A 9,347-nucleotide genomic window follows, 5' to 3' on the forward strand; every position below is an offset into this window, starting at 1 on the left:
GGGTCCTGGCTGGGGTCCTGGCTGTTGAGCTTCCCGGCCAGCGTCGCGAATCCGGCCTTGAGCTTGCCCGTTCCTGCGTTCAGCTGGCCCGCGCCGTCCTGCAGCCGCTGCGCGCCGGCCTGCAGCTGGCTGGCACCGACGTCGAGCTTGTGCGCGCCCGCGGTGATCTTGGCGATCTTGTCCTTCACCACCGAAAGCGGAACGAGCCCCTTGACAGGGTCATCCGCCGCCGCCTCCAGCAGTTCCAGCGCCTGAGCCAGGGCCGCGGTCCCGGTTCCGGCCTCCGGATTGCCGTTGGCACCGCGGTAGCCCTTGAGCTGGTCCGTGCCGCCTGCCAGCGCTGCGGTGCCGCCGGCCAGCCGGGCAGCGCCGCCGTCGAGCCGGGTGGCCCCGTCGGCGAGGTTGTTCTCTGCGTTGCCCGCCGGCGTCGGCGTCAGCGCGGCCGAAAGCTGCACGGCCCCCGCCGCGAGCTTCTGCGCACCGTCGTCGACTTTGTAGACGCCGGGGGCCAGCTTGCTGGTGACGTCGGCTTCGATCTTGACGGCACCTTCGGCCAACTGGCCGGCGCCGGCCTGGAGCTTGTCCGCCCCGGGTGCCAGCTGGGTGCTGATGCCCGAGGAGATCTTTTCCGCCCCCGCGGAAAGTTTTCCGGCCCCGGTATCGGCCAGGCTGGCGCCGTTGGCGAGTTTCCCGGCGCCGTCGTCCAGCTGGCCGGCTCCGGCGGACGCCTGCGCGGCCCCGTCCTTGAGCTTGGCCGAACCGTCCGTGATGCGGCCCGTGACGAGGGTATAGAACCCCAGCAGGGCCATGAGCAGCAATGCCAGGGTGGCGATGGCGATTTGCTGCGCACGGGTCCGGGTCTTGCTGATAGCGGCACGACTCTGTGGCACATGATTCCTCTCGACGTTCCCGCCGGCAGCGGCTCTGCTGTCGGCCACCCCAGCAGCTGTGACGCAGCTAACACCGGAAAATGAGCGCAAAGCTGCCCGCAACGGAGTGGGGGAGGGGTGGTTACTCGTTGGTAACTTACCGAGCGTAAACGTGTTTCCGCCGGATTGGCAAGGGCTGGCGCGGGTATTGCGGCCATCGACGCCGCGCGCGGCCCGCCCCGGCGGCCCGATCCCGCCGCCGTACGCCCGATTTGTGGAAGTGAAAACTCTCGGGTAAAGTAATTACTCGTGCTGAGGCGCCGGGAGTGAGGGTTTAGGCCCAAACATCCGGAGCGAAAGTGCCTTTGGGATATGGTGTAATTGGCAACACTACGGTTTCTGGTACCGTCATTCTAGGTTCGAGTCCTGGTATCCCAGCTCTGAAGTTCCGCGGGTTTCCGCTGAAATTCGGAAGTTTTGAATCGGCTGGTCCGATTTGAAACGGCGGCCAAATGTATGAAACAATCATTTGGCTTGAATGGCAGAAATGCTGTTCAGGAAGTACGCGGCCCCATCGTATAGCGGCCTAGTACGCTGCCCTCTCACGGCGGTAACGCGGGTTCGAATCCCGCTGGGGTCACAATGAAAACGGTCCCGGGCATCAGCCCGGGGCCGTTTTTCGTTTCCCCCGATGGCTGGGCTTCCAGGCGAGACTCGTCCGCCGGCGTATTGCCGGGCGCTCCGAGTCCCGCTAGGCGCTGCGCATGGCGCTTTGGTTCCGCGCAGCGGCGCCCCCGCAGGAACCACGTTCTGAACTGGCATGATGATGCAGTGAGCTCCCATGAAACCGGCCCCGGGGCCGCAACCGGCGTGGCCCTCCTGGAGGCAGTGCGGCAGGACCTCGCGGCCCTCCGGCTGCCGCTCGCCCTCCCCGGGACGGACCAAACGCGCCTGGACCTTCGAAGGGCCGTGGCTCAACTCGATGACTACATCCTGCCCCGGTACCGCAGCCTCGACGCGCCCCTGCTGGCCGTGGTGGGCGGTTCCACCGGGGCCGGAAAATCCACCCTGGTCAACGCCCTGGTGGGCCACCCCGTCACGCGGGCCGGTGCGATCCGCCCCACCACCCGCCAGCCCATCCTGCTGCACCATCCCACCGACGCCGCTTGGTTTGAGGGCCAGCGGGTGCTGCCGGCCCTGGGCCGCATCCGGGGTGCCCTCGTGGACGGCCGGGCGCCGGCCCCGGCTGATGCGGCGTTGGATCCCGGCCCGGTGACCTCCCTGGTCCTTGTCTCCGACTCCGCGGTCCCGCCCGGAATCGCCCTGGTCGACGCGCCCGACGTCGACTCCATTTCCGAGAACAACCGGCAGCTGGCCGGGCAGTTGCTTGCCGCCGCAGACCTCTGGGTGTTTGTCACCACAGCCAACCGGTATGCCGACGCCGTGCCCTGGCGCCTGCTCCTGGATGCGGCCTCCCGCGACATCATGGTGGCCGTGGTCCTGGACCGGGTGCCGCCAGCGGCGGAAGCGGAGGTTAGCGCGGATCTGCAGGCCATGCTCAGCCGGGAAGGGCTGGGGGCCGCCAAACTGTTTGTGGTGCCGGAGCTGCCGCTGGGTGCCGCGGGGATGCTTCCTGCAGGGGCCGTCGAGCCGCTGCGCGTTTGGCTCGGGAAGCTGGCCGGGGACGCTGCGGGACGGGCCGGAATCGCCCGGCGCACCCTCAACGGCACCCTCCTCGCGCTCGCCCACCGCGTCGACGCGGCGGAGCGGGCGCTGTCCGAACAGCAGCACGCAGCCGATGTTCTCGCAGCCGACGCCCGCAACGCTTATGACGACGCCGTAGCCAGGATCCTCGAGGCCACCCGCGACGGCGCACTGCTGCGCGGCGAAGTGCTGGCGCGCTGGCAGGACTTCGTCGGGACCGGGGAGTTCTTCCGCGCCATGGAACAGAGCATCGGACGCTTCCGTGACCGCGTGGGCGCGTTCGTCCGGGGTGAACCGGCGCCTGCGGTCAGGGTGGAAACCGCGATCGAAACGGGACTGCAGGCGGTCATTGTCGATCAAGCCGCTAAGGCCGCCGAGCACACCGACCAGCGGTGGCGTTCAGACCCCGCCGGAAGGCAGGTGCTGGGCACCGACGATCTTTCCGGTGCCTCCGAGGGCTTCGCGGATGCTGTGGCGGCCGAAATCCGCGCTTGGCAGGGGAGCCTGATGGAACTCATCCGCACCGAAGGCCAGGGCAAGCGCACCCAGGCCCGCTGGTTGTCCTTCGGAATCAACGGCCTCGGCGCTGCCTTGATGATTGTGGTGTTCTCCATGACCGCGGGCCTGACCGGGCTTGAGATCGGAGTTGCCGGCGGCACCGCCGTCGTGGGTCAGCGCCTCCTGGAGGCAGTATTCGGGGAGGACGCCGTCCGCCGGCTGGCCCGGACCGCGCGCGAAGACCTGCATCTGCGGTGCCAGGGCCTGCTGGCTGCGGAGTGTCGGCGGTTCTTGACCCGGCTGGAGGTCGACGGCGGCGTGCCGCCCTCAGCCATTGCCGGGCATGCGGCGGCACTGCGCCGGCTGGCGGCCACGTCATGAGCCGTCATGCGGCCGCCCGCGAGACGTCCCAGCTCGATCGCAGGCTGGAAGCGCTCAACAGCGCCACGGAGCTCTCATCCGGAGTCCTCCCGGAGGAGATCCTGGCCGGTGTCCTGCAGGTGCTCGACCGCGCGAGTTCGCGGCGGTCGCTGTCCGGAGACCACACGGTGGTCGGGTTTTTTGGAGCCACCGGCAGCGGCAAGTCATCGCTTTTCAATGCCGTAAGCGGCGAGGAGATCGCGACGGCGGCCGTGCGCAGGCCGACCACCACCGAGCCGCTGGCGGGCATTTGGGGCGTCCAGGGCAGCGATGCGCTGCTGGATTGGCTGGAGGTCCGAAAGCGCCACGCTGCGGCACCGATCAAAGGGTTCGCCGACGACGACACCGGGCTGATCCTTCTGGACCTGCCGGACTTTGACTCGACCAGGGCCGCCAACCGTGAGATTGTGCAGCGGATGGTGGGCATCGTGGACGTCCTCGTCTGGGTCCTCGATCCGCAGAAATATGCCGACGCCGCCGTGCACAACGATTTCCTGGCCCCGCTGTCCTCGCACGGGGCCGTGACGATCGTGGTGCTCAACCAGATCGACAGGCTCCTGGAGCACGAGGTCCGGCCGGTCCTGGAATCCCTCACAGCTATCCTGGCGCGGGACGGGCTGGACAAAGTTCAGGTCCTCGGGGCTTCCGCCGTGCTGGGGACGGGGGTGGACAAGGTGCGGGCCGCGATCCGGCAGGTGGCGATGCAGCGTAAAGCGATGTCACAGCGACTTGCGGCAGATGTCACGCTGGCCGCCGCCCGGCTTGCCGAGGCGTCCGGCCTGCCCACGGGTGGCACGACGGCCGCTGGTGGCACGACGGCCGCCGGTGCGACGGCGGCGGCCAAGGCCCGGCTGGCGGGGGAGTTGGCTGTGGCCGCCAATGTGCCGTTGGTGGTCGACGCCGTCGCCCGGTCCTACCGGCTGGAGGCAACCCGGCGCACGGGCTGGCCCGTGACCCGCTGGCTGGCCAGATTCCGGCCGGATCCGCTGCGGCGTCTGAACTTGCGCCGCGAGGGCGCCAAGCCTGAGCTGAACCGGACCTCGCTGCCGCCTGCCGGGGCGCCGGAACAGGCGCGGACCGATGCCGCCGTCCGGGAATTCGCTGAGGCGGCGTCCGCCGGTGCCCCTGGCCCGTGGCGGGCGGCCATCCGCGGCGCCGCCCGGGAAGTAAACGACCGGCTGCCGGATGCACTGGACCAGGCAATTGCCTCCACAGAGTTGTCCGCTGGCAGGAAGTCCTGGTGGTGGGGTGGGTTCAACGCGGTTCAGTGGCTCGCCTTGGTGACGGCCCTGGCCGGGTTCGCGTGGCTGGGAGTCCTGGCTGCGCTCGGCTACCTGCAACTGCCGGTGCCAGAGGTCCCACGGGTCCAGGGCTGGCCGGTTCCTACGGTGATGATCGCCGGGGGAGTGCTGCTGGGCATCGTCCTGGCGATTGGGGCGCGGTTCATCTCCGGAGCCGCGGCAGCGTCACGCAGTGCCGTGGCACGGAAGCGACTGACAGCCGCCGTCGCCGCCGTCGCGGGGGAACTCGTCGTGGCGCCCGTGGAACGTGAGCTCAGCCGCCTGGCGAAGTTCACGGCCGCGCTGAAGGCCGCCGCGGGTCGGCAGTGAGCCGTCCGTGCGGGTCCGGCCGGATGCGGCCTGCCTAAATCCCGGCCGCGGCGTCGCGGACCTTGATCATGGTGCGGAGGTTGCGTGTGGTGGTGGCAGCCTTGTACTTCGCCTTCGAGGAGAGCTTGCTGAAAGGGCTGTCCAGAGTGCCGCCGGCGGGGGCGAGCCAGGCCAGGGCTTCCGGGCCCAGCCGGGTGAGCTCGGCCCCGTCCAAGGCCCTGCCTGCCTCGAGCAGCTCCGAGAGGACCTCTTCATCAGAGGCGAGCGTCAGGTACGTATGGGTGGACGCGTCGTCGGCCGGGTAGGGGCAGGCCTCCACCAGGGCTGCCACACGGCCCGCGGTGAGCACCACCACCCAGGCGTCGTAGCCGAAGGTTTCCCGCAGGCACGCCTCGAATTCCTTTTTGACGCCGGCCGGATCCAGCTCGCTGGCCAGCACGACGTTGCCGCTGGCCAACAGGGTCACGACACCCGAAAATGGCCGGGACTTCAGGGCGTTCTTGAGATCGGCCATCTTGATATTGATGCCGCCCACGTTGATGCCCCGCAGGAAGACCGCATAGCTGTTCATGGGCACAGCATACTTAGTCGTTGGTCTTGCGCAGCGCTTCCGTCAGGACACGGCCGGCGTTGCAGACCACTTCGGCGTGCAGGCGCCCCGGTTGGCGGGTCAGGCGCTCGATCGGGCCGGAGATGGACACGGCGGCAATCACGCGGCCGGACGGCCCGCGGACGGGGGCCGAAACGGAGGCGACACCGGGCTCGCGTTCGCCGAGGCTCTGGCCCCAGCCCCGGCGTCGTACTCCGGCCAGGACGGTGGGGGTGAAGCGGGCGGACTGGAGGCCTTCCAGGAGGCGGTCGTGGTCCTCCCACGCCAGCAGCACCTGGGCGGCGGAGCCGGCCTTCATGGACAGCTGGGTGCCGACGGGGATGGTGTCGCGCAGCCCGATCGGGCGTTCGGCGGAGGCCACGCAGACGCGCCAGTCACCCTGGCGGCGGAAGATCTGGGCGCTTTCGCCGGTGGCGTCGCGCAGCTGCATGAGCACGGGGCCGGCGGAGGCGATGAGGCGGTCCTCGCCGGCGGCGGAGGCCAGTTCCACCAGACGGCTCCCGAGCACGAAGCGGCCCTGGATATCGCGGCTCACGAGCCTGTGGTGCACCAGCGCGAGAGCCAGCCGGTGCACGGTGGGCCGGGCCAGTCCCGTGGCCGCCACCAGCTGCGCCAAGGTGGTGGGGCCGGCCTCAAGTGCGTCAAGCACATGGGCCGCTTTATCGATGACACCGACTCCACTAGAATTGTCCATGTAATGATATTGACGTCTCATTATCTGAGATGCAAGTCAACGCGCTGGCGTATTACTTGGCTGTGCTGGTTCAGTGGAGGAGATAGTCCGTCGGAACGCACAATACTTACCGCAGTGAAGGGAGCAGGCCGTGGCAAAGACACTGGCCGAGAAGGTCTGGGACGCGCACGTAGTGCGCAAGGGGGACGGCGAAGGAGCCAACGCCCAGCCGGATCTCCTCTTCATTGACCTCCACCTGGTGCACGAGGTGACGTCGCCGCAGGCCTTTGAAGGTCTGCGGCTCGCCGGCCGCAAGCTGCGCCGTCCGGACCTCACCATCGCCACCGAGGACCACAACACTCCCACGCTGGATATCGACAAGCCAATTGCCGATCTCACCAGCCGGACCCAGATCCAGACCCTGCGCAACAACTGCCAGGAGTTTGGCGTCCGCCTGCACTCCCTCGGCGACGCCGAACAGGGAATCGTGCACGTGGTGGGCCCCCAGCTGGGCCTCACACAGCCCGGCATGACCGTGGTCTGCGGTGACTCGCACACCTCAACCCACGGCGCCTTCGGAGCGCTCGCCATGGGCATCGGCACCTCCGAGGTGGAGCACGTCATGGCCACCCAGACGCTGTCCCTGAAGCCGTTCAAGACCATGGCGATCAATGTTGAGGGCACGCTGCGCCCCGGCGTGAGCGCCAAGGACATCATCCTGGCCGTCATCGCCAAGATCGGCACCGGCGGCGGGCAGGGCTACGTGCTGGAATACCGCGGCTCCGCCATCCGTGCGCTGTCCATGGAAGCCCGGATGACCATCTGCAACATGTCCATCGAGGCCGGCGCCCGCGCCGGGCTGGTGGCTCCGGACCAGACCACTTACGACTACATGCACGGCCGCCCGCATGCGCCCGAGGGCGCCGACTGGGATGCCGCCGTCGAATACTGGAACACGCTGCACACCGACGACGACGCAGCGTTCGACGTCGAGGTGGACCTCGACGCCGACACCCTGGAACCGTTCGTGACGTGGGGAACCAACCCGGGCCAGGGCGTGTCGCTGTCCGCAAAGGTGCCGTCGCCCGATGACTTCGGCGATGAAAACGCCAAGGCCGCCGCCGAACGCGCCCTGCAGTACATGGGGCTCGAGGCCGGCACCCCGATGAAGGACATCCGGGTGGACACGGTGTTCCTGGGCTCCTGCACGAACTCCCGGATGGAGGACCTCCGGGCCGCCGCCGACATCATCCGGGGCCGGACCAAGGACCCGGCCGTGCGCATGCTGGTGGTGCCCGGCTCCGCCCGCGTCCGGCTCGAGGCTGAAGCCGAGGGCCTGGACAAGGTCTTCAAGGACTTCGGGGCCGAGTGGCGCTTCGCCGGCTGCTCCATGTGCCTGGGCATGAACCCGGACCAGCTGGAGGTGGGGGAGCGCTGCGCCTCCACGTCCAACCGCAACTTCGAGGGGCGCCAGGGCAAGGGCGGCCGCACCCACCTCGTCTCGCCCGTGGTCGCAGCGGCGACGGCAGTCCGAGGCACCCTGAGTTCGCCGTCGGATCTGGACCCTGCTCCGGAGTCCGCGGCGGTCCGAGTCGGCGCCGCGTAGTCTCCGCCTTTCCCGCCCAGATCCGAAGCCTCGCTCCACACAGCCTCGCTCCACACAGTCCCGAAGGATCCGCCATGGAAAAGTTCACCACTCACACCGGAATCGGTGTCCCGCTGCGCCAGAGCAACGTCGACACGGACCAGATCATCCCCGCCGTGTACCTCAAGCGCATCACGCGCACCGGCTTTGAGGACGCGCTCTTCGCAGCGTGGCGCAAGGACCCGTCCTTCATCCTGAACCAGGCGCCGTTCAATGCAGGATCCGTTCTGGTGGCCGGTCCCGACTTCGGCACCGGCTCCTCACGCGAGCACGCCGTCTGGGCGCTGAAGGACTTCGGCTTCAAGACGGTCCTGTCCTCCCGCTTTGCCGACATCTTCCGCGGCAACTCCGGCAAGCAGGGCCTGCTTGCCGCCGAAGTCGCCCAGGATGAGATCGAGCTCATTTGGAAAGAACTTGAAAACGCCCCGGGTACCGAGGTGACGGTGGACCTCGTGTCCAAGACCGTGCAGTGCGGCAACATTGTGGCKCCGTTCGAGATTGATGACTACACGCGGTGGCGCCTCCTCGAGGGCCTGGACGACATCGGGCTGACCCTGAAGCACGAACCCGACATCACCGCGTACGAGGCCACCCGGCCTTCCTTCAAGCCCAAGACGCTGCCCGCCCGGTTGTCCTAAAGTTCCAGACCTGGGGCTCCTGGTTGTCCTAATGTTCCGGACCTGAGGCTCCCGGGCCTAGGGCCAGAGCCCAGTGATGTGCCTGGCAATGACGTGCCGCCGTCGAGTTGTAAGACTCGACGGCGGCACTCGTGTTTGTGCGGTGCTCGCGTCTTGTCCGGCCCTCAGCGCGCTTAGGCCGCCGCGACGGCAGCGCGTTTGCGGCTCTTGAGAGCCTTCGCCCGAACCCGGATCAGGTGAAGCTGGCGGGAACCCGGCTCGGAGCCTGGCTGGTCTGTGGCTGGTGGCCGAAGCGGTGTTCCGGGCAAAGGTGGTGCGGTGGAGTGGTACGTGTGGCCGGTGGGGGTGGTGAGTTCGATGGTGTGCCTGCTGCTTCTGCGGTTGCCGGGTTCGGCTTCAGGGCTGGGGCGTGCTCTCCAGCCGGGGGATTCCTTGGTGTGGTTGCAGGCTTCGCAAAGTCCGGCGGCGTTGTCCGTGGTGGTCGGGCCGCCGGCGTGCCAGGGAATGATGTGGTCCAGGTGGCGGATGGGCGGGTCGCAGTACGGGGTGCGGCAGGTGTCGTCGCGGGCCTGGATGAAGCGGCGGTGCCCGGGTGGGAAGAGCCGGGCGCGGGAGTCCATGGCGATGAGCTCGCCGGTGCCGGGGTGGGTGTAGAGCCGGCGGAGCCAGAGGTTGAACGC

The 9,347-nt window shown here is 68.5% G+C and carries 7 protein-coding genes, 2 tRNA genes and 1 pseudogene; 6 read left to right on the forward strand and 4 right to left on the reverse strand.

The window, feature by feature from the left end; translation table 11 throughout:
- A pseudogene (locus tag AC1DHX_RS19445) lies at window positions 1–890 on the reverse strand (hypothetical protein); the annotation flags it as partial.
- 345 nt (window positions 891–1,235) lie between these two features.
- On the opposite strand from AC1DHX_RS19445, the gene AC1DHX_RS19450 reads away from it, so the two are divergent.
- The 4 genes from AC1DHX_RS19450 to AC1DHX_RS19465 all read left to right on the forward strand — a co-directional run bounded on the left by AC1DHX_RS19450 (window position 1,236) and on the right by AC1DHX_RS19465 (window position 5,101).
- Window positions 1,236–1,307, forward strand: a tRNA-Gln gene (locus tag AC1DHX_RS19450).
- A 129-nt stretch (window positions 1,308–1,436) separates the two neighbouring features.
- Window positions 1,437–1,509: transfer RNA gene (locus AC1DHX_RS19455), tRNA-Glu, on the forward strand.
- Window positions 1,510–1,679: 170 nt separating this feature from the next.
- Window positions 1,680–3,452 (forward strand): dynamin family protein, encoded by a 1,773-nt coding sequence (locus AC1DHX_RS19460; RefSeq protein WP_476858999.1) that lies wholly within the window; start codon window positions 1,680–1,682, stop codon window positions 3,450–3,452.
- Window positions 3,449–5,101 carry a GTPase gene (locus tag AC1DHX_RS19465; RefSeq protein ID WP_476858777.1) on the forward strand — a complete coding sequence of 551 codons (1,653 nt, stop codon included), beginning with the start codon at window positions 3,449–3,451 and terminating at the stop codon, window positions 5,099–5,101. The genes AC1DHX_RS19460 and AC1DHX_RS19465 overlap by 4 nt, the downstream gene beginning before the upstream one ends.
- A 34-nt stretch (window positions 5,102–5,135) precedes the next feature.
- Here AC1DHX_RS19465 and AC1DHX_RS19470 read toward each other — a convergent pair whose 3' ends face one another.
- The gene (locus tag AC1DHX_RS19470) at window positions 5,136–5,672 is read right to left on the reverse strand and encodes a DUF1697 domain-containing protein (protein ID WP_230008516.1); all 537 of its coding nucleotides are present in this window, start codon (window positions 5,670–5,672) and stop codon (window positions 5,136–5,138) included.
- A gap of 13 nt (window positions 5,673–5,685) precedes the next feature.
- Window positions 5,686–6,405 carry an IclR family transcriptional regulator gene (locus AC1DHX_RS19475; RefSeq protein WP_026266447.1) on the reverse strand — a complete coding sequence of 240 codons (720 nt, stop codon included), beginning with the start codon at window positions 6,403–6,405 and terminating at the stop codon, window positions 5,686–5,688.
- 130 nt (window positions 6,406–6,535) lie between these two features.
- On the opposite strand from AC1DHX_RS19475, the gene leuC reads away from it, so the two are divergent.
- Together leuC and leuD are read left to right on the forward strand one after the other, a co-directional pair.
- Window positions 6,536–7,990 carry a 3-isopropylmalate dehydratase large subunit gene (gene leuC / locus AC1DHX_RS19480; RefSeq protein WP_223916419.1) on the forward strand — a complete coding sequence of 485 codons (1,455 nt, stop codon included), beginning with the start codon at window positions 6,536–6,538 and terminating at the stop codon, window positions 7,988–7,990.
- Between the two features lie 74 nt (window positions 7,991–8,064).
- Window positions 8,065–8,667 (forward strand): 3-isopropylmalate dehydratase small subunit, encoded by a 603-nt coding sequence (leuD, locus tag AC1DHX_RS19485; protein ID WP_476858776.1) that lies wholly within the window; start codon window positions 8,065–8,067, stop codon window positions 8,665–8,667.
- 173 nt (window positions 8,668–8,840) lie between these two features.
- On the opposite strand, the gene AC1DHX_RS19490 is transcribed toward leuD, so the two are convergent.
- The coding region (locus AC1DHX_RS19490) for an HNH endonuclease (protein WP_476900374.1) at window positions 8,841–9,347 on the reverse strand (507 nt) is incomplete at its 5' end.

This window comes from Arthrobacter sp. 05N33_2 (assembly GCF_056397425.1).

What these genes read in the sequence shown, in the direction of transcription:
- AC1DHX_RS19465 (WP_476858777.1), top strand. Translation starts at nt 3,449, where the DNA reads ATGAGCCGTCATGCGGCCGCCCGCGAGACGTCCCAGCTCGATCGCAGG.
- AC1DHX_RS19470 (WP_230008516.1), bottom strand. Translation starts at nt 5,672, where the DNA reads ATGAACAGCTATGCGGTCTTCCTGCGGGGCATCAACGTGGGCGGCATC.
- AC1DHX_RS19475 (WP_026266447.1), bottom strand. Translation starts at nt 6,405, where the DNA reads ATGGACAATTCTAGTGGAGTCGGTGTCATCGATAAAGCGGCCCATGTG.